The sequence below is a fragment of the Sedimentitalea todarodis genome, assembly GCF_032595355.1.
GTDB classification, from domain to species: domain Bacteria; phylum Pseudomonadota; class Alphaproteobacteria; order Rhodobacterales; family Rhodobacteraceae; genus Sedimentitalea; species Sedimentitalea todarodis.
This window is the reverse complement of record NZ_JASMWN010000003.1, coordinates 59,228-85,719: the sequence shown is the minus strand read 5'-3', so window position 1 is coordinate 85,719 and position 26,492 is coordinate 59,228. Positions and strand designations below refer to the sequence as shown.

Here is a 26,492-nt window from a genome sequence, read left to right as displayed (position 1 = left end):
ATGGAGTTGAAGGACAAGATTGTTGTCGTCACCGGTGCCGCGAGCGGGATCGGACGTGCGCTGGCGCTGCGGTTTTCGGCGAAGGGTGCCAAAACTGTGGTCTGTGTCGATCTCAACCTGAAGGGGGCGAGCGAAACTGCCGAGCAGGTCGATGGTGTCGCCTTTGAGGTGAACGTCGGACGTGAAGGCGATATCGCGGCATTGATCGACAGGGTTGAAAGCGACATCGGGCCGATTGACCTGTTCTGTTCCAATGCCGGGATTCTGACGCTTGGGGGCATGGAGGTGCCCAACGAAGACTGGCAGAGGATATGGGATATCAACGTGATGTCCCATGTCTGGGCGGCGCGCCATCTGGTTCCCCGGATGATCGAGCGGGGTGGCGGGTATCTGCTGAACACCGCCTCTGCCGCCGGACTGCTGAACCAGGTCGGGGCCGCGCCTTACGGCGTGACCAAACACGCGGCAGTCGGATTGGCGGAATGGCTGGCGCTCAGCCACGCGGATCAGGGCATCCGCGTCTCCGTTCTCTGCCCGCAGGCCGTGCGCAGTGAAATGACGCGGGGCCACGAAGGGTCTGTCGCAGCGATGGACGGGATGCTGGAACCCGAGGTCGTCGCCGATGCCTGTGTAAGAGCGATCAACGAGGAGACCTTTCTGGTCCTGCCGCATCCCGAAGTTCTCGGATACATGCGTCTAAAAACCGAAAATTACGACCGCTGGATCGGCGGCATGCGCAAGCTCAACCGGATATACGGAGCGGGCTGAGCCCATAGACCGAACGCGCAGTACCCGCAAACATGTGGGCCTGTGCATCGGCATCATGATCCATTGCGATTTTCTTGAAGGCGTTCCACAAAACCGCGTAGCTGACCGAGACGCGATCGACCGGAAAGTTGCTTTCGAACATGCAGCGCTCCGGGCCAAAGCACGCGATCATGTGCCGGAACCATGCGCCCTGTGCGGCCACGAGTTCATCTGACGACGGTGGCCGATGCCGTTCATGCCAGGCCCACCCGTTGTCGGGCATCGACAGCCCGCCCAGTTTGGCCATCACATTCGGACAGCGCGCCAGTGCCGTCATATCCTCTTTCCAGACCGCATGGACCGTATTGCGCCGACCGGCAAAGCGTCCGACCCCAAGCGGCGTACCAAGGTGGTCCAACACAAGCGTCGTGCCCGGAACGGCCTTTGCAAGCGCCAGAAACGCGTCTGCCTGATGATGGTAGTGCCATGTGTCATAGGTCAGACCGCGCTCGCCCAGCAGGGCGACACCCCGGCGAAAGTCGGGATCGGCATACAGCCCATCATCGCCCCGTCCGGGGATCATCAACCTGTGTGGTTCGGGATCACGCGCGCCCGAATGGCGAATACCGACCAACCGCCCCTGCCCGGCTTTTACATGTGCGTCCAGAAGATCGGACAGATCCGGTCGCCGCAGGTCGGCATGTGCGATGATCCCCGCGATCCGGGCTTTGCCTGCGGGAATCGAGGCGGCCAGCCTGGCGATATGGGCCGTTTCCCCAACCGGGTGAAACGCCGGATCACCATCGCTGCGATAATACGAACGGCACTCGACATAGACGGTCTGAACCACGTTGTGCCCGGCCCCGGTATCGCTGTGCAGCGCGTCCAGTTCATAGACCGCATCGCCGTGCCGCCACAGGTGATGGTGCGGGTCAACGATTTCCCGCTCTGGGTCGATGATGTCTTCCCGTACAGAGGCAAGCCAATCCTCGCGCAACTCGATCCCCGGCGTCCAGTTCGGATACCGACGCCCGTCGTTCATGCCTCCGGCTTCCGTATCGGGCGCATCAGGCCCTCTTGTACCACGCTGGCGACCAACGTGCCGTCCTGACGATAGATGGATCCCCGGTTGAACCCGCGCGCACCACCGGTGAACGGCGCATCCATCGCGTAGAGGTGCCAGTTCTCAAACTGGATTGGCGCGTGAAACCACATGGCGTGATCGAGGCTGGCCGTCATCGTCTTGCCCTGAAACCAGGTCAACCCATGCGGGCGCAGCGACGAGCCAAGCAGATACATGTCAGACGCATAGGCCAGCAGGACATGCTGTGTCTTTGCGTCGGCTCCTGCCGCATCCGGCATCCGAAACCAGATGTGGTTCACATCACCAGCGGGTTCAGGCGTCAGAAAATCGCGCGGAGCAACTTCGCGAATTTCGATCGGGCGTTTGCGCAGGAAATCTGCACGAAATTTCTCGGGCATATGCTCGGCAAACTCGTCCCGCCGCTCGGCGTGGGAAACAAGGCCTTCCGGGCCTTCGACCTCGGGCATCGGATGTTGATAATCCCAGCCGTCTTCCTGCACATGGAATGACGCCGACATGTTCAGGATCTGCCGCCCGTGTTGGATCGCAACAACGCGCCGGGTGGTAAAGCTGCCGCCGTCCCGTGCGCGATCAACGCTGTAGATCACCGGGATCGACGGATCACCGGGCCGAATGAAATAAGCATGAAGCGAGTGGCAAAGGCGATCGGGGACGGTCTTGTACGCAGCGGCCAGCGCCTGTGCGATTACCTGCCCGCCGAATATGCGCATCGTGGTTTCGCCGCCGGAGCCAATCCCGCGAAACAGATCGACTTCGAGCTGTTCAACATCCAGCAGGTTCAGCAGTTCTTGTCCGACACCGGTCATTGATCTCTTTTCCTTTCCGGGCCGAATTTCAAGCACGCGATCGCGCATAGACGACGAACGCGTCAAAGCTGTCCGGGTTGGCCATGGAATCGCGGTTGACCACCTTCTTCGGATCCCCGCCCAACAACACCTTTTTCACCGGTACTTCCAGCTTCTTGCCTGACAATGTCCGTGGCACTTCGGCGATCTCCACGATTTCGTTCGGCTGAAACCGCGCAGAGACCGATGTACGGATGGCGTCGTTGATCCGTTCTCGCAGCGCATCAGTCAGGGCTGCCCCGTCAGACAGGACCACGAAAAGCGGCATATAGCTTTCACGGCCCAGATACTCCAGATCGACAACAAGCGAATCCATCACCTCGGGCAGGGCTTCTACAGCCTGATAGATCTCGGCGCTGCCCATGCGCAGACCTTTGCGATTGATCGTGGCATCCGACCGCCCATAGATGATCGAGCCGCCCTCTGGGGTGATCTCGATCCAATCTCCGTGCCGCCAGACGCCCGGATAGGTATCAAAGTAGCTGTCATGCAGGCGCGTGCCATCCTCATCCCCCCAGAAAAACAAAGGCATGGACGGGAGCGGTTCGGTGCAGACCAGTTCACCCACCTGTCCGATCAGGTCGTTGCCGTCATCGTCAAAGGCGCGGACGGCATTGCCAAGGAACCGGCACTGCATCTCGCCCGCTCGGACCGGCATCATCGGATTGCCCCCGACAAATGCCCCGGCCAGATCGGTGCCGCCGGAAAACGGGGCCAGCCAGACATCCGACTTTACCGCGTCATAGATCCAGTCATACCCATCGGATGTCAGCGGAGAGCCGGTCACGCCAATCGAGCGCAGCGCGCCCAGATCAAGCGTGTCCGCGGGACGGATACCTGCCTTGACGCAGGTGGTCACAAAGGCCGCGCCTGCTCCAAAGAACGTCAGCTGGTGTTTAGCGACAAACCGCCAGAGTTCCAATAGGTCGGGATGGTTGGGGGCCCCGTCAAACAGCGCCAGTGTCGCGCCGCGCGCCAACGCGACCATCTGTGCATTCCACATGATCCAGCCGGAGGATGTGAACCAGCAGAACCGATCCTCGTCGCCCAGATCCTGATGCAACGATTGTTTGGCCCCTTCGATCAGAACCCCGCCATGCCCATGCACAATGGGCTTGGGATTGCCGGTGGTGCCGGAGGAATAGACGATCCACAGCGGATGATCGAAAGGCACCTGTGTAAAGACCGGGTCGTCGCTGCCACCTGTCAATTCCGACCATGCGGTGCCACCATCGGGAACCGATCCGACAACAGGGACCCAGATGGTCTCTTCCAGTGACGCAAGCCCCGCCGCGATGTCGTTCAGCACCTCTCGTCGGTCGATGATCTTGCCACCATGCACATACCCATCCTGCGCGATCAGCAGTTTGGGTTCGATCTGTCTGAACCGGTCCAGAATGGCCACATGCCCCATATCAGGGGCACAGAGCGACCAGATCGCACCGATGCTGACAGTGGCAAGAAATGCGATCATCGTGGTTTCGGTATTCGGCAGAACAGCGACCACACGATCACCCTGCCCCACGCCCATCGCCCGGAACCGTGCCGCAACACTGGCGACCTGTGCAGATAGATCGGCCCAACTCATCCGGGTTTCGCCAAAGGTCTCGGACTGCACGATCAAGGCTGTCCGCTCCGGTGTCTTGGCAGCCTGTCGCAGCATATGCTCTGCAAAATTCAGATGTGTGCCGGGAAACCATACGGCGCCGGGCATCTTGCGATGTTCCAGGACTGCGGTGCGGGGCGTGCTGCTTTGCAGATCGAAATAGTCCCATATGGCGGCCCAGAAGCCCTCAAGGTCGCTAACGCTCCACTGCCAAAGGACGTTGTAATCGGAAAAGCCCAATCCGCGCGTCTCTTCCAGCCATCCGATGAAGGCAGCCAATCGGGTGCCCTCGGATTGCTCGTCCGTGGGTGTCCAGAGCACCGGGCGTGTATCGGTCATTGCATCAGCGCCCCATGTACAAGCGCCTTGAGTTGTGGACGCGCGGGATAGGAACTGGACGGCGAAAGCTGCGTGAAGAAGACGATCGACAAATCCAGAACGGGGTCGATCCAGAAGAAGGTGGATGCCATGCCGCCCCAGCTGAAATCACCGACGCTGCCCGGGCTGCGAACGCGGCCGGGCTCCAGCACGACCGATCCGCCAAGGCCAAAGCCCATGCCTTCCATCGGTTGTTCGGCAAAACTCTGCGGACCCATCGAAGCGATATCTCCGGGCAAATGATTGCGCATCATGAATGCGACCGTGCGTGGCGACAGGATCCGCCCACTTGGGCTGGATCCACCCCGGCGCAGCATTTCGACAAAGGTCATGTAGTCGTCGATCGTGCCGACAAGACCGCCGCCACCCGAGTGCATGGTTGCCGTCTCGAATGGTGAGGACCCCGCTTCGTCCGTCAGTCGCAAGGTATCTGCGCCTTTTTCCGCAGCATTCAGATCCATCGCGCTGCCCGTGAGGGGCGTATAGAGCGACGCGAACCTGTCACCCCTTCCTTCGGGCACCGAGAACCGGGTCTCTGCCATCTCTAGCGGATCGAGAATGGTCTCGGCAAAAAAGACATCCAGAGGCCGCCCGGATACGACCTCTATGATGCGTCCGAGAATATCAATCCCGACCGAGTATTCCCAACGGCTGCCGGGGCGAAACGCCAGCGGCAGTGCCCCCAGATGATCGGCCATATCGGCCAGCACCCCTTGGTTTGGGCCGAACATGATCTTCTGCTCATCCATTTCCTGCGACAGCACGCCGGGATTGAAAGGATAGCTCAGCCCGCTTGTGTGTGTCATGAGCTGGTGAACCGTTGGACTTGCGCAGGGTTCGACCTGATCCAGCCGTTCGGCACCGGGCACCAGCGCGGTCATATCCTTGAAGGCAGGCAGGAAATCAGACACCGGCGCGTCGAGATGGAACAGGCCCTCTTCGACCAGCGTCATTGCGGCGGTGGTGGTGATCGGCTTGGTCATCGAGTAGATTCGGGCCACGGTATCGCGCTCGAACGGAAGCGCCGCGTCGATATTTCGCTGTCCGACCGCGTTGAAATAGACCTCCTGCCCACCGCGCGCGATCAGAACCGATGATCCCGGATATTTGCGATCCTGAACGTAACGATCCATCCACGTTGCAATCCGATCTAGCCGCTTGCGGTCAAATCCAGAGCTTTCCGGGTTGGTAGTCTGCATGTCAATTCGCCCCATCTTTTTGCCCTCAACGCCATGCGCTGCAAAGCTCTGCTATCCGATCATCTGTTTCATCGCGGCGACTGTTTCATCATTGAACCAGCCCCCCTCCGGAGTATTCCCGCCATCTGCCATCGCACGCTCGATCCTGTCGCAAACCGCGCCCCGGATCTGGCGTTTTACGCTTGCAAAGGTTTGCGGAGGGAGGGTTGCCATCTCTGCCGCCTGCGCAATTGCAGCTGATTTCAGGTGTTTCTCCGCGACGATTTCATCCACTATCCCCGCGGCCAGCGCCTTTTCTGCATCAATCGGTTGCCCGGTCAGCATCATGCTTCGCAACAGGTTGGCGTCCAGCGTCGCGCGCGCGATCTCCAGCGGTCCCACCGGGAAATCCGCACCGACACGAACCTCGGCAAGCCCAAATCTTGCGTTGGGTGCTGCCAAACGAAAATCGCTGCCCAGTACAAAGAACAGACCCCCGGCAATCGCTGCCCCGTTGACGGCCACAACCGTGGGTTTCGGGCAGGCAAACAGGGACAGGAAGCCGACGTTCAACCCTTTGACGATGGCGTTCTGTGCGTCCAGATCGAATTTCTGCGCTTCAATCAGATCCAGACCCGCAGAAAAAACCTTGAAATCACTTGAAATTGCAACGGACCTTACGGATTGGTCAGAGATCATGTCTCCAACCAGATCGGCAAAATCCATCAGGAATCCAGCGCTCAACGCGTTGACGGGTGCGCGGCGCAGCGTGATCTCAGCTACGCCGTTTCCGTGATCGGTTCGGAACAAATGATCCATTGTGACGCCTCCTCCAAAGCTCGCCGTTCCACAGTGCACCGGGCGGCCTGCCCATCATTTATCCGGTCTTGATGGCAAGATCTCAACCGACAGAGACGGGAGAAATCAGGAGGACTTGCAATGGGCTGCCAGTTATCCATCCTGCTCCTCATCAGGCAGACATGCGTGAGTGTCTGTGCCTAGACTTCGAGCCATTCCTTGCGCACATCTTCCCGGGCGCGCAATTCATCCGGGGTTCCCTCAAAGACCACTTGCCCGTGCCCCATGACATATACGCGGTGGGCGATGTCCATGGCGATGGCCAGTTTCTGCTCCACCAGCAACGTCGCGATCCCGCGCCTTGCGATTTCCTGCAGCAACTCGGCGACCTTTTGCGTCATCTGCGGCGACAATCCTTCGGTCGGTTCGTCGATCATGATGAAATCCGGGTCACCCATGAGGGTCCGGCACATGGTCAGCATCTGTTGCTCACCACCGGACAATACCGACGCTTCGACATCGGCGCGGTTCTGCAGGTTCTCGAACAGATCGAACATGTCCTGCATCGACCAGCGCCCGGCCCCATCCTTTTGGCCTGGTTTGAGGCCAAGGATCAGGTTCTGCCGCGTGGTCAGTCCCGGAAAAATATCGCGATTTTCAGGGACATATCCCAACCCGAGATTGGCAACTTCAAATGCTTTCTTGCCTGCGAGTTCCTGCCCCTTGAAACGCACGGACCCCTGCGGTGGGACCTCGCCCATGATGGCCTTGCAAGTGGTCGAGCGCCCGACACCATTGCGACCCAGAAGGGCAACAATCTCGCCTTCCTGAATGTTCATATTCACGCCCTGAAGAATGTGGGATTTTCCGTAGTAGGCGTGAAGATCTTCGACTTCCAGCATATCAGTGCTCCGCCTCCAATGCCGCGCCCAGATACGCCTCTTGTACCTTTGGGTTGGCGCGCACTTCTTCGGGACGACCGGTGGCAATGATCTCGCCATACACCAGAACCGAAATATAGTCGGCCAATCCAAAGACGACGCCCATGTCATGCTCTACCATGATCAGCGTCTTGTTGACCGTCACCTGCCGGATCAGATCCATGATGTAATCGGTTTCCGAATGACTCATACCGGCGGTTGGTTCATCCAGCATGATCACATCCGCACCCCCCGCCATCGTTATCCCGATCTCAAGCGCGCGCTGTTCCGCATAAGACAGCGTCCCGGCGGGCAACTCGCGACGTTCCGTCAGGTTGATCTGCTCAAGTACCGCGTCGGTGGCCTCGGTCAGTTCGCGGGATTTGCTGACCATGTGCCAGAAGGAATACCTGTATCCCCGGCTCCAGAGCAGCGAGCAGCGGACGTTTTCGAAGACACTCATGTTCGGGAATATGTTGGTGATCTGAAAGGAGCGGCTCAGGCCCATCCGGTTGATCTGAAACGGTGCCAGCCCCTTCAGATCCTGACCGTGTAGCTTGATCTTTCCGCCGCTGCACGGAAATCGACCGGTGATCAGGTTGAACAGGGTCGACTTCCCTGCGCCGTTCGGCCCGATCACGGCGTGCCGCTCGCCTCGGGCGATGGACAGGTTCACACCCCGAATGATCTCGGTCTTGCCAAAGCTCTTGCGCAGGTCGTCAATCAGAAGCGCGGGCGTCCCGGCCTGTCCCGGCTGACTGCTCATGACGGATTCCCTCCGATCGTATTGGCGTCGTGCCACGCGGCTTTCAGCTCTGGCAGATTTCGGCGGGTTATCCAGAAGCTGACAACCATCACGGCAAACATCGTGATCCAGGGCAACACGGCGTGACTGTCAAATGTCATCCAGAACAGCGTCATTTCATGCTCACCGGTCGCTGCATGCCGAACGTGAAAGACTGTCTCGATCAACGCCGCCAAGCCCAGAGTGCCGATCACTGCCGGAAGCAATGTCTTGATATATGGTACAACCAGCAATCCCGCCTTGCCGAGCCGAATGGCGGGAACATGCATCATCAGAATACCGGCCATGCCGCCAGGAAAATACATCACCGTCGCGACAAAGAGCGCACCCAGATAAAGCTGCCAGAGTTCGGTTTCGAGGCTGAGCACTGTTTGCAGCAGTGTGAACAACACCGCTCCGATGATTGGCCCAAAGAAAAACCCGACCCCCCCAAGGAAGGTGATCAACAAGATCCAGCCGGATTGCACAAGGTTCAGATTTTCTTCGGTCAGAATTTCATAGTTGATCGCGAACAGGCCGCCCGCAATGCCGGCGAAAAAGCCGGACGCACAGAAGGAAAAGAACCGGACCCAACGCGCGGAATATCCGAGAAATTCGGCCCGTTCCGGGTTGTCGCGAACCGCGTTGGCCATCCGACCGATCGGGGTGCGCGAATACAGATACATGAGGAATGCAGACAGCAGCAGCCAGAAGGCGATCAGGTAGTAGACCTCGATCTGTTGCAGGAACTCGACCCCAAAGACCGGCATCCCATAGGTCCGGTCGCCGCTGACACCTTCCTCACCGCCGAAAAAGACGACGATGATTACCGAACAGGCCGCGATCAACTCGCCAACCCCAAGCGAGATCATCGCGAACACGGTGCCCGCCTTGCGTGTCGAGAAGGAGCCGACAATCGTGGCCAATCCCAGACCAAACAAACCCCCAAACAGCGGCAGCACCGGCAGTGGCAGGGGCAGACTATAGTCTTCGACGTAGTTCATGATGTGAACACACATGAAGCCGCCGACGCCCATATAGACCGCATGACCAAAGGACAGCATCCCGCCCTGCCCCAGCAGCATGTTGTAGGCCAGGGCAAAAATGATGGTGATCGCCATCTGGTTCATGATCGTGATGGCGCTGTTGGATGCAAAGACGAAGGGAACAATCGCCAGGATCACAGTCGCCAGGATCCAGGGCATCGCCATAGCGAGCGTGATGCCGCTGCGGCGGGTGGTCGCGCTCTTGTTTGCCATGTCGCTCATACGTCACGCTTTCCAAACAACCCGTAGGGGCGGAAGACGAGAATGAGCACCATCAACAGATAGGGCAGAATCGGCCCGATCTGCGGCAAGGTCAGGGACCACAAATCCCGCCAGGCGCTTTCGGACAGATCGATGGGTTGTTCAAAACCCATGGCGATCAGGATGTCAGCCATGGCGACGTTGTAGCTTGCCGCGAAGGTGGTGATCCAGCCGATCAGGAGCGATGCAACCAGCGCCCCCCACAGCGATCCCAACCCCCCGATCACGATGGTTACGAACACGATGGATCCCAACAGAAAGGCCATGCCCGGAAAGGTCCCGAGAACCGGACCGGCAATAACCCCGGCGACGCCCGCAAGCGCGGTTCCAACGCCAAACACGCCCATGAAAACCAGAGGCACGTTGTGCCCCAGGGCCTCGACCGTTTTCGGATAGCTCAGCGCGGCCTGAATCACCATTCCAACCCGCGTTCGCGTAAGGATATAGAGCAGTGCCAGAAAAATGGCGATGGACACGAAGATCATGAACACCTTGTAGGCCGGGATCGAATTGCCAGAGATCGAGAACAGGGTGAATTGCAGAATTTCGGGCGGATTATACGGCATCTGGCTCTTTCCCCAGACGAATTGCACCACCTCTTCGATCAGCAGGGCCAGTCCAAAGGTAAAGATGAGCTCTGGAACATGGCCATATTGGTGCACCTTTCGCAATCCATAGCGTTCAATGCCCGCACCGGCGATACCGACGATCAGGGGGGCCAGAAGCAACCCCATCCAGAACCCCATGAAGGTGCTGATCTGGTACGCGAAATAGGCTCCCAACATGTAAAAGCTGGCGTGGGCGAAATTCAGGACTCCCATCATCGAAAAAATGAGGGTCAGCCCTGCGGACAGCATGAACAGCAGCAATCCGGTGACAAGCCCGTCGATCAGATTGACGAGTATGAGATCCATCTCAGTCTCCCCGGCGGAATGATATAGGTGGAATGTGAAAGGCCCCTACCCCCGAGATTTCAGGGATAGGGGTTAGCGTGCCGCTGTCAGGGACGCTTCATCTTGCAGGTGGTGTCACTGTCCATTGCCGCCATTTCGACGGTGTTGACAGTAACCGCACCGAACTCGGAATTGTCGAAGTCGATCTGCACACCTTCATTGGTATGCGCCATGATGTGAACATCCTGAATGGCCTGATGGTCCTGTGGACGCATATAGACCTTTCCGCCCCAGATGGACTCATGCTCCATGCCCTCAAGGGCGTTTCCGACGGCGACCACGTCATCCGCAGTGCCCGCGGTCTCGATCGCCTTCGCGAGCATTTCAATGACGTTGGTGATCCGGGGCTGCGAGGTATCGGATTCTGGATACTTCTCACGGAACGCAGAAAAATACTCCATGGCGGATTCTTCCGGCGGGTTCAGTTTGCCTTCCGAAACCTGCATCAGAATGCCTTTGCCACTTTCGCCAAAGGCTGCGGTAATACCGTCTGAACCCGCATAATAGTTGAAGATCGGGCCGGTATAGCCGTTTTCGATCACGGCCTTGCCGAGGCCCAGCATGTCGGAGCCCCAGTTGCCGGTGATCACGGCATCCGCTTCGGCAGCGACGATCTTGCGCGCGTAAGGGGTAAAGTCCTTCACCTTGCCGATGGGATGCAACTCGTTGCCGACGATCTCGATGTCGGGCCGCTTTTCCCCGAGCATACCGACAGCGGCAGCGGCGACGGCCTTGCCGAACGAATAATCCTGCCCGATGACATAGACCTTGGAGATGCTTTCGTCTTGCGCGATCACATCCGTCAGCGCGTCCATCTTGATGTCGGCGTTGGCATCAAAGCGGAAATGCCAGAAATTGCATTTGTCGTTGGTTAGCGCGGGATCGACCGCCGAATAGTTCAGGAACAGCACCCGGGTATCGGGATTGCGCTTGTTATGCTTTTCAATGGCTTCTGTGAGAGCGTTGGCGACGCCCGAGCTGTTGCCCTGTACGATGTACCGAATGCCCTGATCGATGGCGACCTGAAGCTGGATCAGGGATTCCTTGGGGCTGATCTTGTTATCAAATCCAACGATCTCGAACATATCGCCACCGAGAACCCCGCCCTTTTCGTTGACGAGCTTTTGAGCCGCGAACTCGTACTGGTTCAATCCGTTTGTCCCGGTGCTGGCAAATGGCCCCGACAGCGGGTCGATGAACGCGATCTTGATGTTCTCGGCAAATGCCGCGCCTGCACTGATGGCCAGTGCCAGAACGCTGGATACACCTACTCTGGTGGTGATGCGCATGTCGTTTTCTCCCTATCACGCAGCTTGACTGTTCTCGGTGTTCATTTCTTACGTCAAGCACTGCGCGAAGAGTTGCATATCGGCGTTCAAAGTCAAGCATTCTACAGTGCCTCACGCGGCGTAACTCCGTGGTCGCAAATGACCACCGTCGATATCAAGGTTGCTCGCGCAACCACCTGCCCATCGAGTTGCCTGTTGCTGGAGATCGACAGCGAAAAAAACACGTTAGGAAATCAAAATATATATATGTTTTCAAACCATAAATCTGATCAATTTCCGGGAAAGACTCGCTGCAACTCCCGCATGCAGGTTTAAGAGTCGGGCATGTCAAATCGCGGTCAGCGGATTGCTCCAGAACGAGCAGCAGACAGCCGCGATCGATCAAGATATCCTAATCATCGCAAGCGTGAGAACCGGTATTTGTTCCGCAGAGTAAAATCGGGTTCCACAATTTTTGAGCCGATTCTGTGGCGTGCCCTAACCGGACGGGCGGCAACTCAGAGTCTGAGCCGCATCAATCAGGCTCTTGGCGTAGTGCTGTTCAAGTTGCTTCTTTTTGACATGAAACGCCGGCCCGCCCACATTCAAACCATAGACCCGCGCACCGTTCAGGGAATAGACCGGAACCGCAATGCCATTTACATCTGGACGCCAGTCGCCGTATCCGGTGCAAAAGCCGTTCGCCTTGTATTCATCCATCGCCCGTTCGATGCTGCTCTGACGTGCCTCCTGCCCGTCCGGGTCACGTTCATTGGCATATCGAAATACTGCGGCCCGATCCCTGTCACTCATCCCGACAAGTATTGACCGTCCGGCCGCGGAAAAGAACAGGGGCAGTCGTGAGCCCACATGCATTGTCAGCGAAATCTCCTCCCGTGATCTTTGCACGGCAACATAGACCGCATCCATTCTATGCCGTTCCGCCAGCGCGCAGGTGATGTAAGAGTTTGGACCATTGCGCAACGCGCGCATTGCATCCGCAGCGCGTTCCCCGATCTCCATTCCCGACAGCACACCATAGCCCAACTGCAGCACACCAGCGCTGAGCCGATAGCTTCCGGTGCGCGCATCCGCTACCAGGTAGTCCAGTTTGCAAAGCGTATGTGTCAGGCGTGAAATCGTGGGTTTTGGCAGGCCCGTGCGTTCGGAAATATCGTTGTTTGTCAGATCGGTTTCATTGGGGCGAAAGCACCGCAGAACATCCAGACCACGCGCAAGCGCCGTGATGAAATTGCGATCCTTCGCCTCCTCCGCGTTGGCTCCGAACTCTGTATCCGACATGTTTGCCTCCCTTCACAGCGACAGTGCCGCCCTATTCTGACAGCGCTCTGAGCCCGTGATCGGCGAACACCGGCACATATTGGCCGATCTTCATTGCCCGCTCGGGGTTGCTGGCATTACCATCCAACGCTCGTTTCAAAACACCCTGAATGATCGCCGCCATCCGGAAGAAACAAAAGGACAGGTAGAACCCGAAATTCTCGATCTCGGGTAATCCGCGGCGCTCGCAATATCGGGCGATAAACTCGGCGTCACTTGGCAGCCCAAGCGCCTGACGGTCAACACCTGCAAGCCCCCGACCCTCTCGGCCCGGCGGCATCTGCCACTGCATGATGACCGATGCGAGATCGGCAAAGGGATGGCCAATGGTGGACAATTCCCAGTCCAGCACGGCGAGACAGCCCGTGCCGCCCTTTTCAAAGATCATGTTGTCGAGGCGATAGTCGCCGTGCACCAGGGTGCGTTGGCCATCCTCTTCCGGCATCCGTTCGACCAGAAGGCGCATCAATTCATTCATGGCCGGGACGGGATCGGTTTCAGAGGCGCGGTATTGTTTTGACCAACGCTCCACCTGTCGCTGGAAATAGCTGCCCGGCGGGCCATAATCCGACAGCCCAACCGCCTCGATATCGACCATGTGCAGCGCTGCTAGAACCCGGTTCATGTCGTCGATCACGGCCCCACGCCCATCGTTGGTGACATCCGGCATGGTCGGGTCGTTGAAATTGCGACCGTCCATATGCTCCATGATGTAGAACATCGACCCGATCACGCTGTCGTCTTCGCACAGCAGATGCATCTTGGCGACCGGCACGTCGGTGCCGGCCAGCGCCTTTTGAACGCGAAATTCGCGATCTACGGCATGGGCGGATTTCAGCAACGTTCCCGGCGGCTTGCGGCGCAGAACATAGTTGCGTTCCGGCGTCATCAACAGGAATGTCGGGTTGGACTGACCGGTTTCGAACTTGCGCGCCGACAGGGGGCCGGAAAACCCTTGCAGATGTTGCGTCAGGTATCTGCCGACCGCTTCAAGATCGAGTGTTTGCGTCTCGTTCGTCATGGCCAATCCTCAGCTGAAGGTAAGCATTTTTGCCCGATCCGGCGTAGAGAAATGCGGGGTGGCGTTGAATTCATGCAGCAGAAAGGTCGAGGCGTTGAAGAAGAACCGCGTCCAGGACGTATTCTTGACCTGAAGATTCAGCGCCATCATCTGTGCGTCCGGGGCACCAAGGCTTGCCTTGACCAATTCACCAATCGGGCCACCGGAACTGATCACCAGAACCCGCCGCGCCGTGGTGTCGGTGGAAAATCTTCGGGCGTTTTCAACGCGATCTGAGAATTGTTTCCAGCTTTCCCTGGCTCCGGCCAATCCACCGGCCTGCCACTCAAGAATGGTCTCGCGTAACGTGCGAAAATGGGTCTTGCGATCGTGGCGCACAGGGTCGGGTACATTTCCCTGAAACCGCACCGATAGCAGATCGTGAAAATCATATTCGTTCAGACCCGCGTGCTGCTCCGGTGGCTCGGCAAAGCCCATGGACGCAAGGGTCTCGTGCTGGCGGGTCAACGAACCGGTCACCAACCGGTCCGGCACCCACCCGGATGTGCGCAAGGCCTCTCCGGCCAGTTCCGATTGTTGATGCCCAAGATCTGACAACTGATCATAGTTATCCGCCCCAAAGCTTGCCTGAGCATGCCGGATGACCAGAAGCTCTGCCATCTAGGTCGAGAACTCGTTGGCCAGCCGCGCCCCGACCTCAAGAAACGCGCGTTCGATCCCGTCCACCAACTCCGCCGTATCCATGACTTTGTCGATGGCCCCAATCCCCTGCCCGGATCCCCAGATTTCTTTCCAGGCTTTTGGTTTGGACGATCCCGATCCGAAATTCATCGAACTCGCATCGGCGGACGGAAGGTTCTCGGCATCCATTCCTGCGGCGGTGATCGAAGGTTTGAGGTAGTTCCCAGAAACCCCGGTAAACAACGAAGACGTCACGATATCCTCGGCCCCGCTGGTGACGATCATCTCCTTGTATTCGGCCTGTGCATTGGCTTCGGTGGTGGCGATGAACGGCGATCCCGCATAGCCGAAATCCGCCCCGAGCGCGCATGCCGCCAGCAACGCCTCTCCGGTGGCGATGGCCCCCGACAACAGCAGCGGCCCGTCAAACCATTCTCGAATTTCGCGGATCAGGGCAAAGGGCGATTGCGGTCCGGCATGTCCGCCGGCCCCGGCCGCCACGGCGATCAACCCGTCGGCACCTTTGTCGATCGCCTTCTTGGCAAAGGTATTGTTGATGATGTCATGCAGAACGATCCCGCCACAATCATGCGCGGCTTCGTTCACTTCGACGCGTGCGCCAAGCGACGTGATCCAGATCGGAACCTTGTAGCGGTTGCAAATCTCCAGATCACGTTCCAGCCGCACGTTTGATCGATGTACGATCTGGTTGACCGCAAAGGGTGCTGCGGGCCGGTCGGGGTTCTCCTGATTGTGGCGGTCGAGTTCGTCGTTGATCTGTTGGAGCCATATCTCCAGCAACGGCGGCTCGCCCTCGGCCTCGCGGGCGTTCAACGCGGGAAACGACCCGATGATCCCGGCCTTGCATTGTGCAATGACCAGTTCGGGGCCGGACACGATGAACATCGGTGATCCGACCAGCGGCAGGCGCAATCCGCGCAACGCCGCAGGCAAATGGCTTTCATCCCGGTTCCAGGCAACCATCACAGCACCCCTGGTGCGGCGGCGCGGGAGCCACCAAAGCAGGTCCGGGCAACCGGCGCATGAGAAGTGGAAATCGCGGTGTCGTGCATGGCCAGTTCCTTTCAGGTCCAATCCAGCGTCAGCCCACGGGCATTCGCGGCATTGATCACGTATTTTCTCGTTTGTTCAAAGGCGTTTGAAAGTTCTTCCTGACCGTCCGGATCCGCGACGTCAGCAAACCGTTCGGCGACATCTTCTGGCGTGATGTCACCGGTCAGGGTGATGCCCTGAGTTTCATACACCCGCGTCTGTGCAAAGCATCCCGCCCCGGCACCCAGCATCACCCGGCTCGGGGCATCCTCGCTGACCAGATACAACAGGCCCGGCGTGATCGTCTCCGGTGCCATCAGCGCCAGCGCATCCGCGGGAATGAGAGATTCCGTCATCCGCGTTGCCGCAGTCGGCGCCAGCACATTGACCCGGATATTGTCACGCGCACCTTCGATATGCAGCACGTTCATCAGCCCCATCATCGCCGCCTTGGCCGCGCCATAGTTGGACTGGCCGACGTTGCCATAAAGCCCGCTGCCCGATGAGGTCAGGACAATCCGGCCATAGCCCTGTTCGCGCATGATCGACCAACAGGCATGGCTGACCGTGGCACTGCCCATCAGGTGCACGTCCACCACCTTGCGGAAATCATCGAGGCTCAGCTTGCCAAAGGTCTTGTCGCGCAGGATGCCGGCGTTGTTCACGGCAATGTCGATCCGTCCCCATGTGGCCATCGTCCGTTGGACCATGTCATCGACGCCCGCGGGATCCGAGACATCGGCCCCGTGCGCCATCGCCTCACCACCTGCGGCCTTGATCTCTTCAACCACGGCCAGCGCCGCGTCCGAGGACATGCCAGACCCGTCCGTCGCAACTCCCAGGTCATTCACCACCACCTTGGCACCACGCGCGGCCAGACCCAAAGCGTGTGAACGCCCCAGCCCCACACCGGCGCCGGTCACGATCGCCACCCGGTCGTCAAACCTGATCGTCATGCTTTACCGTCCTCTTCTATTCCATTGCACTTGCAAAGATATTCGGCGCGGTCATCACGTTGATGCCACCGCTGACCGGGATCACGGCACCGGTCACATAGGCCCCGCCACGTCCACAGAGAAACAACATGCATCCGGCGATATCTTCATCCCGCCCGACGCGCCCCAAGGGCACATCGGCACCGACCTTTTCGCGCAAGACCTCGTCGCCGGTGGCAAAGGCCGTCATCCGTGACACGAAGGGTCCGGGTGCCAGCGCATTGACAGTTACGTGATGTCCGGCAAGTTCCTTGGCGAGGATCTTGCTCAGATGCAGGACGGCAGCCTTGGAGGCGGAATAGGCGTACGCGCCATCGCCCATCGGTACTTCACCCATGACCGACCCAACATTGACCACCCGCGCCGGATCCTCTGTGGTGCCGGACGCGATCAGCATCGGCATCAGCTTTTGCGTCAGATGAAACAGCCCGGCCACGTTGACCGCGTTCACCTTTTCCCAGGCGGCAAAAGGATACTGACCCAGCGGTGCACCCCAGGTTATGCCCGCGTTATTCATCAGGATATCGAGCCGATCCGTCCGGTCCGCGACCGCCTTGGCCAACGCGTCGACACCCTCTTCGCTGCCGACATCCCCGGCAAAACCCTCGGCGGACCCGTCCGCATCCAGCGCATTCAGTTGCTCCGCGACGGCCTCGCAGGCCTCACCCTTGCGCGATGCAATCAGCACACGCACCCCTGCGCGGACCAACGCCTCGGCGGCCATGCGCCCGATGCCGGTTGCGCCGCCCGTGACGACTGCGGTTTTCCCATTCAGGGAAAACAGGATATCCGGTGTCATGGTGGGTTCCTTTCCGTCGCGCGTCGCCGTTCCGCTGTGCAGAATTGCATTTCGAATTTCGATTGACAACACTGATTTGCGGGGAAACAGTCGCGCGGTATGTTTGCGGCTCTGAACCGCGACTTCAGGGAGAGATGCACATGCATGCAATGCTGAGCCTTGCCATCGGTGGGCCCGAAACGCTGGAACTGACCGAATGTCCCGATCCACAGCCAAAAGACGGCGAGGTGATCGTCGGAATTCGGGCGTCAGGGGTCAATTTTCCCGACACTCTGATGATCCGTGACTTGTATCAGATGAAACCACCGCGCCCGTTTGCGCCCGGTGGCGAGATCGCAGGCGATATCCTGGCCGTTGGCAAGGGCGTCGCGGGATTTGCCGTTGGCGACCGGGTGCTGGCGTTGACGGGCTTTGGCGGTTTTGCCACGCATATAGCCATTGATCCCACCCGGCTCATCAAGATCCCCGACGACATGCCCTACGAGGACGCGGCCTGTTTCATCTTTACCTACGGCACCTCGCATCACGCTTTGAAGGACCGCGCCAAACTGAAAGCCGGTGAAAGCCTGCTGATCCTTGGGGCTGCGGGCGGTGTTGGGGCCGCCGCCATCGAACTGGGCAAGGCGGCAGGGGCACGGGTCATTGCCGCGGTCTCCAGCGCCGAAAAAGCAGAGTTCTGTAAATCCATCGGGACCGATGAGACAATCATCTATCCGCGCGATATGGATCGCGACGCGCAAAAGGCGTTCTCGGGCGAGATCAAGAAACTGGTCGGGTCCGAAGGCGTCAATGTCGTCTATGATGCCGTGGGTGGGGCCTATGCCGAGCCTGCCGTGCGCGCACTTGCCTGGGAAGGCCGGTTTCTTGTGGTCGGATTCCCCGCCGGCATTCCTGAACTTCCGCTGAACCTGACACTGCTCAAAGGCTGTCAGGTGGTCGGGGTGTTCTGGGGGGCGTCGACGGTGCGCGACCCCAAGGGGCATCTGGAAAACGTCGGCGAGCTGTTTCAACTCTACGCCGAGGGCAAGATCAAACCCCGGATCAGCGCACGCTTCCCGCTTGCTCAGGCCGCCGAGGCGCTCAACATGATGCAAGAGCGCAAGGTGATGGGCAAAGTCGTCGTAACGATGGATTGATCGTCAACTCAGATGCGAAATATCGTTGAACCCCTGCACGATCATCCTGTCCCCGTGGATCACGATGCGGCTGATCGAGCCATTGGCGACCTTGTTGAACGCGAAGGGTTGCGATCCGCTGGCAATTGCCAGGGCGGCCCCGACCACACCCGCATGTACGACCACCGCGACCCGCTCATCCGGATGCGCCGCCGCAATCCGCAACAGACCTGCCCGGACACGCGCATGCAGGATGGCTGTGGTTTCCGCACCGGGGATTTCGCCCCATTCCTGCCGGGCAAACGCGCGCTGGAATTCCGGCGCGTTTTCGGCGGCCTTGATGCGGTAGAGCCCGCCGTCCCACTCGCCCAGATGGATTTCGCGCAGATCGGCCTCGACACGCGGCTCAAGCCCGAGGCGTTCGGCCAGTGGCGCGGCGGTCTGATGGGTCCGGCGCAGGTTCGTCACATAGATCGCGGACAGCGGTTCACGCTCCAGGCGCGCGGCCACGGCCAACGCCTGTTCTTCACCTTCGGGATGCAACGCCGGGTCGCCATGCCCATCCTTCATCGGAAACGACACTCCGGGGCGCGCGGCTTCGGTGCGGCCATGACGGATCAACAACAGATCTGCCGCGCCCGGTGGCGGCGAAAACTTGGTCTGGTGATACTCTTTGCTCATGCGCTGCGGGCCTCCCTTTCGCTCTGTCCCGGACGACTACCGGGATCAGCCGCCGTTTAACAGCCCGACAAGCGCACCTAACCCAGGACCTGAACATGACCAACCGAATGATCGCGATCTCTGAATTGCCCAAGGGCGAACTCACACAGGCGCATTTCACGGCATTGGACGGCGACGTGCCAGCCGCAGGGGATGGCGAGGTGCTGTTGCGCACGATCCTGATGTCAATCGACGCCGCCAACCGAAGCTGGATGCAGGGAGCGACCTATCGCGATGCGGTCAAGGCCGGGGACATCATGCCGACCTACGCGATCTGCGAAGTGATGGAGAGCAAGAGTCCAAAGCTGAACAAGGGCGATATTGTCGCGTCGGAATCGGTCTGGGCCGAATATGTGACGCGTCCCGCACACAAGGTGCAGAAACTGCCCGATATCCGGCCTTTGTCCAATCTGATGTCTGTCTACGGGATCGCGGGCAAAACCGCGTTTCATGGTCTGGTGAATGTTGCTCACCCCATTGCCGGGGAAACCGTGCTTGTCTCTGCCGCGGCCGGCTCGGTCGGCGGCTATGTCGGGCAGATCGCCAAGGCCCTCGGGTGCCGCGTCGTCGGGATTGCCGGCGGAGCGGAAAAATGCGGATGGGTTGTGGACACGCTCGGGTTTGATGCCTGTGCGGACTATCGCGAACCTGGCCTGTTCAAGGCGTTGCGCGCCGTCTGCCCGGATGGTGTGGATGTCTATTTCGACAATGTCGGAGGCGCGGTACTGGAGACCGCACTGGCCGTGATGAACGAAAGAGGCCGTATCTCCTGCTGTGGCGCGATCAGCCAGTATGACACCGACGCCCCAACCGGTCCGCGCAACCTGCCGGGATTGGTGGTGGTGAAACGGCTGCGGATGGAGGGCTTTATCGTGATGGATTTCGCCAAACAGGACGCGACCGCCCTGCGTGCGCTGCAAATCTGGGTCAACAGTGGCCAGATCAAGGTCTTCGAAGACATAGTCGAAGGGCTCGACTCTGCGCCCGCCGCTCTGATTGGCCTGCTGGCAGGCGAGAACAAGGGCAAGCGCATGGTGCGTGTCGGCCCCGATCCCTGATCCCTCCATCAGACATCAACCACAGGAAAACCCATGGCCGCGATTGATGACGCATTGAAAAACGCCCAGGCACTTCTGGGAACAGAGGTCGGCGTATCCAACTGGATCACCGTGGATCAGCCGATGATCGACACCTTTGCCGACGCGACCCACGACACCCAGTGGATCCATGTAGATCCCGATCGTGCGGCGGCGGAAACGCCGTTTGGCGGCACCATCGCGCACGGGTTCCTGACGCTGTCGCTGGCAAGCCGTTTTGCCTATGACTGTTTCCCGATGCTGCCCGGTCAGGTCATGGGTATCAACTACGGCTTCAACAAGCTGCGCTTTCTGTCGCCGGTCAAGTCCGGGTCGCGGCTGCGCGGACGGTTTGTACTGTCAGAGGTGACCAAACGCAACGAGACCAATCTTCTGCGCGAGAATGCCCTGACCATCGAAATTGAGGGTCAGGACATCCCCGCACTGGTTGCGCAGTGGCTCGGATTGGCAGTTTTTGCCTGATTTGCCGCCTTGACGCCCTCGGAACTGGACAGAACCGACCATTCGTGCCTAAGACCAACGCACAAAAAGGAACCTGGCACCATGAACGGCATTCTGATCCTCAACGGCCCAAATCTGAACCTGCTTGGGACCCGCCAGCCAGAGGTCTACGGGACAACCACGCTGGCCATGGTCGAAGACGCCTGCCGCGCGCATGGTAAAGCGATCGGAGTGAACGTGTCCTGCCACCAGACAAATCACGAGGGCGGCATGGTCGATGCGATCCATGCGGCCAAGGGGGTGCAGGCGGGGCTCGTGATCAATGCCGGAGCCTATACCCACACCTCTATCGCACTGATGGACGCGGTCGCCTCGGTGGAGTTGCCTGCGGTCGAAGTCCACCTGTCCAACATTCATGCCCGCGAGTCGTATCGCCACGTATCCTATCTGGCAAAGGTCGCTCTCGGGCAAATCTGCGGGTTCGGGCCGCAGGGGTACATCCTGGCGCTTGATGCGCTCAAGTCCCATCTGGAAGGGTCATAACCTGTATGGAACTGCGTGAGTATCTGCACTTCATCACCAACACGCAAAGCCTGGAAGAACTCTGGCCGGTTCATACCGCCCAGATGGAGAAATTCGGCTTTGACCGGCTGATCTATGGGTTCACCCGATATCGGACCGAAACCTCTCTGGGTGATCCTGACGATTTTACAATTCTCAGCAACCACAGCCCGGAATACCTCGCAGGCTTTCTTCACGGAGGGCTGTATTTTCATGCGCCGATGCTGAACTGGGCGCTGGAAAATGAAGGTGCGGGCAGCTGGCGGCAAATCTACGAGAAATTTGACCTCGGCAAGCTGACGCCCGAGCAGATCAAGGTGGTGCAGTTCAACCTGACCTTCAAGGTCAAGTCGGGGTACACGATCAGTTTCAAATCGATCTCGCCGCGTTCCAAGGGCGCGATCTCGCTGGCGGCGAAGGCCGAGATGTCTCAGGAAGAGATTGATCAGGTCTGGGCGGAACATGGCACCGACATCCACCTGATGAACAATGTCGCGCATCTGCGCATTCTCACACTCCCCTACACGCCCCCCAACAGGGCGCTGACCAAGCGCCAGCGCGAGGCGCTGGAATGGGTCGGCGACGGCAAGACCACGCAGGATATCGCCATCCTGATGGGGCTGACTTCGGCCACGGTCGAAAAACACCTGCGGCTCGCGCGCGAGTCGCTCTCGGTGGAAACCTCGGCCCAGGCAGTGCTCAAGGCGGCGTTGCTCAACCAGATGTTTACGATGCCCGCAGAGACTTGATTTCATTCAGGTTTTAGCCTGTGAAGGGTGGAAGGTTTCCCCGAGGTAAGGAATACATTACTTTTGTTAACGCGCATTAAGTCGCAAAGTACAGTTGTTCCGTGAGTGGTGGCTTTAGCCTGGGAACATCGGGAAACGAACCTTGATATTGCAAGGCTCTCTTACCTGTCCGGCTCGTGCGTGTATTGATCCACGTATTGAGTCGGAAACTTTGAATAGCCCCATCCATCCCCATTGAACCGGGGCATTCAATTGATCGGAGCCGCGCTCTTGCAAACGCGGCTCCGACTTCATTTTCCGCCGGCGTTCTGCCCATCTCTCAGGGGGTCTGGACTCTGACCGAACGTCATTCCCCCAAACAGAAAGGGCCCGCCCGGCGATCTGCCAGACGAGCCCCGTCAATCATTGTGGATTTGATCAGCCCTGAACGGCCTTCGCCACTTCGCTGGCGAAATCCTCTTCCTTCTTCTCGATGCCTTCGCCCACTTCGAGCCGCACGAAACCCGTGATCGTGGCACCGGCTTCTTTTGCGGCTTCGCCGACGGTCAGGTCGGGATTCACCACGAACTGCTGGTTCAGCAGGGTGGATTCGGAGACGAACTTTTTCATCCGGCCAATGATCATCTTTTCAATCACCTGCTCGGGCTTGCCGCTTTCGCGGGCAATGTCCATCTGAATCTGCTTTTCCTTCTCGACTACGGCGGGGTCCATGTCGTCTTCGCTCAACGCCGCAGGGTTCACCGCCGCAATGTGCATCGCAACCTGCTTGCCAAACGCGTCGTCACCGCCGCTCTGTGCAACCAGAACGCCGATCTTGCCCATGCCGGGGGCGGCTGCGTTGTGAACATAGGACACCACCGCGTCGCCCTCGATGACCGACATCCGGCGCACCGACATGTTTTCGCCGATGGTGGCGATCTTGTCGGTGATCACATCAGCAACCGACTTGCCACCCATGTCCGCTGATTTCAGAGCCTCGATATCGGAGACGCCAAGCGCGGTGCGTGCGATGCCGCTGACCATTTCCTGGAATTCCGCGTTCTTGCCGACAAAGTCGGTTTCCGAATTCACTTCGACCGCAACACCCTTGCCACCGTCGACGACGACGGCAACCAGGCCTTCGGCGGCGACGCGGCCGGATTTCTTGGCGGCTTTTGCCAGGCCCTTGGTGCGCAGCCAGTCAACGGCGGCGTCCATGTCGCCATCGGTTTCGGTCAGCGCCTTCTTGGCGTCCATCATGCCTGCGCCGGTGCTGTCGCGCAGTTCCTTCACCATCGATGCGGTAATTGCCATGTTCGGCTCTCCTGTCCAGGAATTTTCAACGGGTGCAGCGCGAGCAATACTCGCGCCGCATATCAGGTTCATGTCAGACCACCGCGAACCGCGGCGGCAAACCGATCAGCTGCTTTTGGCGGCCTTTTCCAGGGTCTTTGCGGTGGACTCGATATCCATCGGCGCATCCTTGGCCATGGCGTCGTTCGACACGGTCTCTGTCGACGCGTCGCCAACTTCAACGGCTGCAGGCTCGGCAACGGCTTCTTCAACCGGAGCGTCTTCCATTGCACCCAGATCGACGCCGGCTGCCCCCAACTGTGCCGACATGCCGTCCAGCGCGGCGCGCGCGGCAAGATCACAATAGAGCGAGATTGCACGGGCGGCGTCGTCATTGCCCGGAATGATGAAGTCAACGCCATCGGGGGAACAGTTGGTGTCGACAATCGCAACCACCGGGATACCCAGCTTGTTGGCCTCGGCGATCGCCAGCGCTTCTTTCTTGACGTCGATCACGAACAACAGGTCAGGTGTGCCGCCCATTTCGCGGATACCGCCCAGCGACGCCTGCAATTTGCCCTGATCGCGTTCCATGCCAAGACGTTCTTTCTTGGTCAGGCCTTCGGCACCGGTTTCCATCTGCTCGTCGATTTGCTTCAGGCGCTGGATCGATTTGGAAACGGTCTGCCAGTTGGTGAGCGTACCGCCCAGCCAACGGTGGTTCATGTAATACTGCGCGGATTTCTCGGCCGCTTCCGCGATCGGCTGGCTGGCCTGACGCTTGGTGCCCACAAACAGGACGCGGCCACCCTTGGCGACTGTATCACGAATGACCTGCAACGCCTGATCCAGCATCGGAACAGTCTGTGTCAGGTCCATGATGTGAATGCCGTTGCGCGCGCCATATATGTAATGCGCCATACGCGGGTTCCAGCGCTGTGTCTGGTGACCAAAGTGTACGCCTGCTTCCAGCAGCTGGCGCATGGAGAACTCGGGAAGAGCCATGCTCGTTTTCCTTTCCGGTTTTATCCTCGGCGGGGGTCTCGACGCGATTGCGCCAACCGGCGGACCTTTGAGGATGTCTCCCCCATCGGCCCAACCCCGCCTGCGGGTTGAATGGTGGGGCCATACTGTACGATGATCCCGGACGCAAGCCCTTACCCACACGGTTTCGATCCACCTGCGCGTCTACATGAAACACGAATGCCGCAAAGGCAAAGATGCCTGACCAGTCGATATGGCAGAGGCGCGGATTTGTCATCCCATGCCAATCGGTGAACAAAATCGCCGGTTCTGCTTCGGCCGTCGCAAAACTGTTGTCAGAATCGCGCAGTTGGTTAGGCTGTGCTACATTGCACTAGATCAATTTCCTTGGGGGGAAAGCCATGAAAATCAAAACTTTGCTCGCTGCCGCTGCGTCTACGGTAGCCCTGTCGACGGGTGCCTGGGCGCAGACCGAGATTCAATGGTGGCACGCGTTCACCGGTCGGCTTGGCGAACTTCTTGCAGAGCAGATCGAAACCTTCAACGCCAGCCAGTCCGACTATGTGATTGTCGGAAACCACAAGGGCAACTATTCCGAAACACTCAACGCCGGCATCGCCGCGTTCCGAGCCGGTGAGCAGCCGCATATCCTGATGGTGTTCGAAGTCGGCACAGCCACGATGATGGCAGCAGAGGGCGCGATCAGACCTGTTTACGAAGTGATGGCCGAAGGTGGCGCACCGTTTGACCCGGATGGCTATCTTGGCCCGGTCAAAGGCTATTACACCACCACGGACGGCGAAATGCTCTCGCTGCCCTACAATTCCTCGACTCCGGTTCTCTGGGTAAACCGCGACGCATTCTCGGCGGCCGGGCTTGATCCCGACATGGACCTGTCCACATGGCAGCAGGTCGGAGAGGCGCTGGACGCACTGAAGGAAGCGGGCCATGCCTGCCCGCTGACCACCGCCTGGCAGAGCTGGATCCACCTCGAAAACTTCAGCACATGGCACAACCAACCCTTTGCCAGCCAGGAAAACGGATATGCCGGGCTTGATACCGAACTCACGCTGAACGGGCCGGTGCAGGTTCAGCACATCCAGCAGATGGGTGATTGGGCCAGAGACGGCAAATTCATCTACAACGGTCGTCGCAACGAAGGCGGAGCGAATTTTCGCGCCGGGGAATGCGCGTTGTTCACCGAATCTTCTGCAGGTTATGCCGGGATCAAGGCCGAAGCCGAATTTGATTTCGAGATCCGCCCTCTGCCCTATTGGGATGGTGTCGAAGGGGCTCCGCAGAACACGATCATCGGCGGCTCATCGCTCTGGGTTCTGGCCGGGCATGATCCGGAAGAATACAAGGGTGTCGCGGAATTCCTGAGCTTCCTGTCGACATCCGACATCCAGTCGAAATGGCATCAGGATACCGGCTATCTGCCGATCACCCTAGCCGCTGCCGAACAGACCAAGGCCGAAGGGTTCTACGAGGCCAATCCTGGCACCGATATCGCCATTCAGCAAATGACCGGTGCGGCCCCAACGCCGAATTCCAAAGGCCTGCGCCTTGGCAGCTTTGATCAGATCCGCGGGATCATCGACGAGGAACTCGAGGCGGTCTGGTCCGGTGACAAGGACGCGCAGGCCGCTCTGGACAGCGCGGTTGAACGGGGCAACCAGTTGCTGCGCCGCTTTGAACAAGCCAATCAATAGCGGCTTTCGCCTGAACTTTCTGCGCCCGGCCCCGCCCGGGCGCAGAGACCAATCACCCCACG

26 protein-coding genes are annotated in these 26,492 nt (G+C 59.1%); 7 read left to right on the top strand and 19 right to left on the bottom strand.

Annotated features, from left to right (window positions below; genetic code table 11):
• Positions 1 to 768 (top strand): SDR family oxidoreductase, encoded by a 768-nt coding sequence (locus tag QO231_RS05265; protein ID WP_316774013.1) that lies wholly within the window; start codon positions 1 to 3, stop codon positions 766 to 768.
• Here QO231_RS05265 and QO231_RS05260 read toward each other — a convergent pair.
• The 16 genes from QO231_RS05260 to QO231_RS05185 form a co-directional block, all read right to left on the bottom strand.
• Positions 743 to 1,789: an amidohydrolase family protein gene (locus QO231_RS05260; RefSeq protein WP_316774012.1), complete on the bottom strand. Its 1,047-nt coding sequence runs from the start codon at positions 1,787 to 1,789 to the stop codon at positions 743 to 745. The two genes, QO231_RS05265 and QO231_RS05260, sit on opposite strands and share 26 nt — an antisense overlap.
• The gene (locus QO231_RS05255; protein ID WP_316774010.1) at positions 1,786 to 2,658 is read right to left on the bottom strand and encodes an acyl-CoA thioesterase; all 873 of its coding nucleotides are present in this window, start codon (positions 2,656 to 2,658) and stop codon (positions 1,786 to 1,788) included. Before QO231_RS05255 ends, QO231_RS05260 begins: the two co-directional genes overlap by 4 nt.
• Before the next feature lie 28 nt (positions 2,659 to 2,686).
• Entirely contained in the window at positions 2,687 to 4,642 is a 1,956-nt protein-coding gene (locus QO231_RS05250; RefSeq protein ID WP_316774008.1) for an acetoacetate--CoA ligase, read from the bottom strand.
• Complete coding sequence (locus QO231_RS05245) at positions 4,639 to 5,880, bottom strand: serine hydrolase domain-containing protein (RefSeq protein WP_316774006.1); 1,242 nt, start codon at positions 5,878 to 5,880, stop codon at positions 4,639 to 4,641. Before QO231_RS05245 ends, QO231_RS05250 begins: the two co-directional genes overlap by 4 nt.
• Before the next feature lie 51 nt (positions 5,881 to 5,931).
• Complete coding sequence (locus tag QO231_RS05240) at positions 5,932 to 6,678, bottom strand: enoyl-CoA hydratase/isomerase family protein (RefSeq protein ID WP_316774004.1); 747 nt, start codon at positions 6,676 to 6,678, stop codon at positions 5,932 to 5,934.
• A 179-nt stretch (positions 6,679 to 6,857) separates the two neighbouring features.
• Positions 6,858 to 7,559, bottom strand: a complete 702-nt coding sequence (locus QO231_RS05235) for an ABC transporter ATP-binding protein (RefSeq protein WP_316774002.1) — start codon at positions 7,557 to 7,559, stop codon at positions 6,858 to 6,860.
• A 1-nt stretch (position 7,560) separates the two neighbouring features.
• Positions 7,561 to 8,343: an ABC transporter ATP-binding protein gene (locus tag QO231_RS05230; RefSeq protein WP_316774001.1), complete on the bottom strand. Its 783-nt coding sequence runs from the start codon at positions 8,341 to 8,343 to the stop codon at positions 7,561 to 7,563.
• A complete protein-coding gene (locus tag QO231_RS05225; protein ID WP_316773999.1) occupies positions 8,340 to 9,629 on the bottom strand; it encodes a branched-chain amino acid ABC transporter permease in 1,290 nt (429 codons plus the stop codon). Before QO231_RS05225 ends, QO231_RS05230 begins: the two co-directional genes overlap by 4 nt.
• Positions 9,626 to 10,582, bottom strand: a complete 957-nt coding sequence (locus tag QO231_RS05220; RefSeq protein ID WP_316773997.1) for a branched-chain amino acid ABC transporter permease — start codon at positions 10,580 to 10,582, stop codon at positions 9,626 to 9,628. The genes QO231_RS05225 and QO231_RS05220 overlap by 4 nt, the downstream gene beginning before the upstream one ends.
• Positions 10,583 to 10,668: 86 nt before the next feature.
• Positions 10,669 to 11,910, bottom strand: a complete 1,242-nt coding sequence (locus tag QO231_RS05215) for a branched-chain amino acid ABC transporter substrate-binding protein (protein WP_316773995.1) — start codon at positions 11,908 to 11,910, stop codon at positions 10,669 to 10,671.
• A 477-nt stretch (positions 11,911 to 12,387) separates the two neighbouring features.
• A complete protein-coding gene (locus tag QO231_RS05210) occupies positions 12,388 to 13,191 on the bottom strand; it encodes an IclR family transcriptional regulator (protein WP_316773993.1) in 804 nt (267 codons plus the stop codon).
• Between the two features lie 31 nt (positions 13,192 to 13,222).
• Positions 13,223 to 14,251, bottom strand: coding sequence for a phosphotransferase family protein (locus QO231_RS05205; RefSeq protein WP_316773991.1), 1,029 nt, complete (start codon positions 14,249 to 14,251; stop codon positions 13,223 to 13,225).
• Between the two features lie 9 nt (positions 14,252 to 14,260).
• On the bottom strand, positions 14,261 to 14,911 hold the full coding sequence (locus QO231_RS05200; protein WP_316773990.1) for a histidine phosphatase family protein: 651 nt from the start codon (positions 14,909 to 14,911) through the stop codon (positions 14,261 to 14,263).
• The gene (locus tag QO231_RS05195) at positions 14,912 to 15,916 is read right to left on the bottom strand and encodes an NAD(P)H-dependent flavin oxidoreductase (protein WP_316773989.1); all 1,005 of its coding nucleotides are present in this window, start codon (positions 15,914 to 15,916) and stop codon (positions 14,912 to 14,914) included.
• A 101-nt stretch (positions 15,917 to 16,017) separates the two neighbouring features.
• Positions 16,018 to 16,941 (bottom strand): SDR family NAD(P)-dependent oxidoreductase, encoded by a 924-nt coding sequence (locus tag QO231_RS05190; protein WP_316773987.1) that lies wholly within the window; start codon positions 16,939 to 16,941, stop codon positions 16,018 to 16,020.
• Positions 16,942 to 16,957: 16 nt separating this feature from the next.
• The gene (locus QO231_RS05185) at positions 16,958 to 17,779 is read right to left on the bottom strand and encodes an SDR family NAD(P)-dependent oxidoreductase (protein WP_316773986.1); all 822 of its coding nucleotides are present in this window, start codon (positions 17,777 to 17,779) and stop codon (positions 16,958 to 16,960) included.
• Positions 17,780 to 17,919: 140 nt separating this feature from the next.
• Between QO231_RS05185 and QO231_RS05180 the strand changes: the two genes are divergently transcribed.
• Positions 17,920 to 18,915 carry an NADPH:quinone oxidoreductase family protein gene (locus QO231_RS05180; protein WP_316773985.1) on the top strand — a complete coding sequence of 332 codons (996 nt, stop codon included), beginning with the start codon at positions 17,920 to 17,922 and terminating at the stop codon, positions 18,913 to 18,915.
• Positions 18,916 to 18,918: 3 nt separating this feature from the next.
• On the opposite strand, the gene QO231_RS05175 is transcribed toward QO231_RS05180, so the two are convergent.
• Entirely contained in the window at positions 18,919 to 19,575 is a 657-nt protein-coding gene (locus QO231_RS05175) for a histidine phosphatase family protein (RefSeq protein WP_316773983.1), read from the bottom strand.
• A 95-nt stretch (positions 19,576 to 19,670) separates the two neighbouring features.
• Between QO231_RS05175 and QO231_RS05170 the strand changes: the two genes are divergently transcribed.
• The 4 genes from QO231_RS05170 (at position 19,671) to QO231_RS05155 (ending at position 22,462) form a co-directional block, all read left to right on the top strand.
• A complete protein-coding gene (locus tag QO231_RS05170) occupies positions 19,671 to 20,672 on the top strand; it encodes an NADP-dependent oxidoreductase (protein WP_316773981.1) in 1,002 nt (333 codons plus the stop codon).
• Positions 20,673 to 20,705: 33 nt separating this feature from the next.
• On the top strand, positions 20,706 to 21,173 hold the full coding sequence (locus tag QO231_RS05165; RefSeq protein ID WP_316773979.1) for a MaoC family dehydratase: 468 nt from the start codon (positions 20,706 to 20,708) through the stop codon (positions 21,171 to 21,173).
• 81 nt (positions 21,174 to 21,254) lie between these two features.
• A complete protein-coding gene (aroQ, locus tag QO231_RS05160) occupies positions 21,255 to 21,695 on the top strand; it encodes a type II 3-dehydroquinate dehydratase (protein ID WP_316773978.1) in 441 nt (146 codons plus the stop codon).
• A 5-nt stretch (positions 21,696 to 21,700) separates the two neighbouring features.
• Positions 21,701 to 22,462, top strand: coding sequence for a helix-turn-helix transcriptional regulator (locus tag QO231_RS05155; RefSeq protein WP_316773977.1), 762 nt, complete (start codon positions 21,701 to 21,703; stop codon positions 22,460 to 22,462).
• Between the two features lie 417 nt (positions 22,463 to 22,879).
• On the opposite strand, the gene tsf is transcribed toward QO231_RS05155, so the two are convergent.
• Positions 22,880 to 23,755, bottom strand: coding sequence for a translation elongation factor Ts (gene tsf, locus QO231_RS05150; protein ID WP_316773975.1), 876 nt, complete (start codon positions 23,753 to 23,755; stop codon positions 22,880 to 22,882).
• A gap of 105 nt (positions 23,756 to 23,860) precedes the next feature.
• Entirely contained in the window at positions 23,861 to 24,739 is an 879-nt protein-coding gene (gene rpsB / locus QO231_RS05145) for a 30S ribosomal protein S2 (protein WP_316773973.1), read from the bottom strand.
• Between the two features lie 380 nt (positions 24,740 to 25,119).
• Between rpsB and ugpB the strand changes: the two genes are divergently transcribed.
• The gene (gene ugpB / locus QO231_RS05140) at positions 25,120 to 26,430 is read left to right on the top strand and encodes a sn-glycerol-3-phosphate ABC transporter substrate-binding protein UgpB (protein WP_316773972.1); all 1,311 of its coding nucleotides are present in this window, start codon (positions 25,120 to 25,122) and stop codon (positions 26,428 to 26,430) included.
• The last annotated feature ends 62 nt before the right edge of the window (positions 26,431 to 26,492 follow it).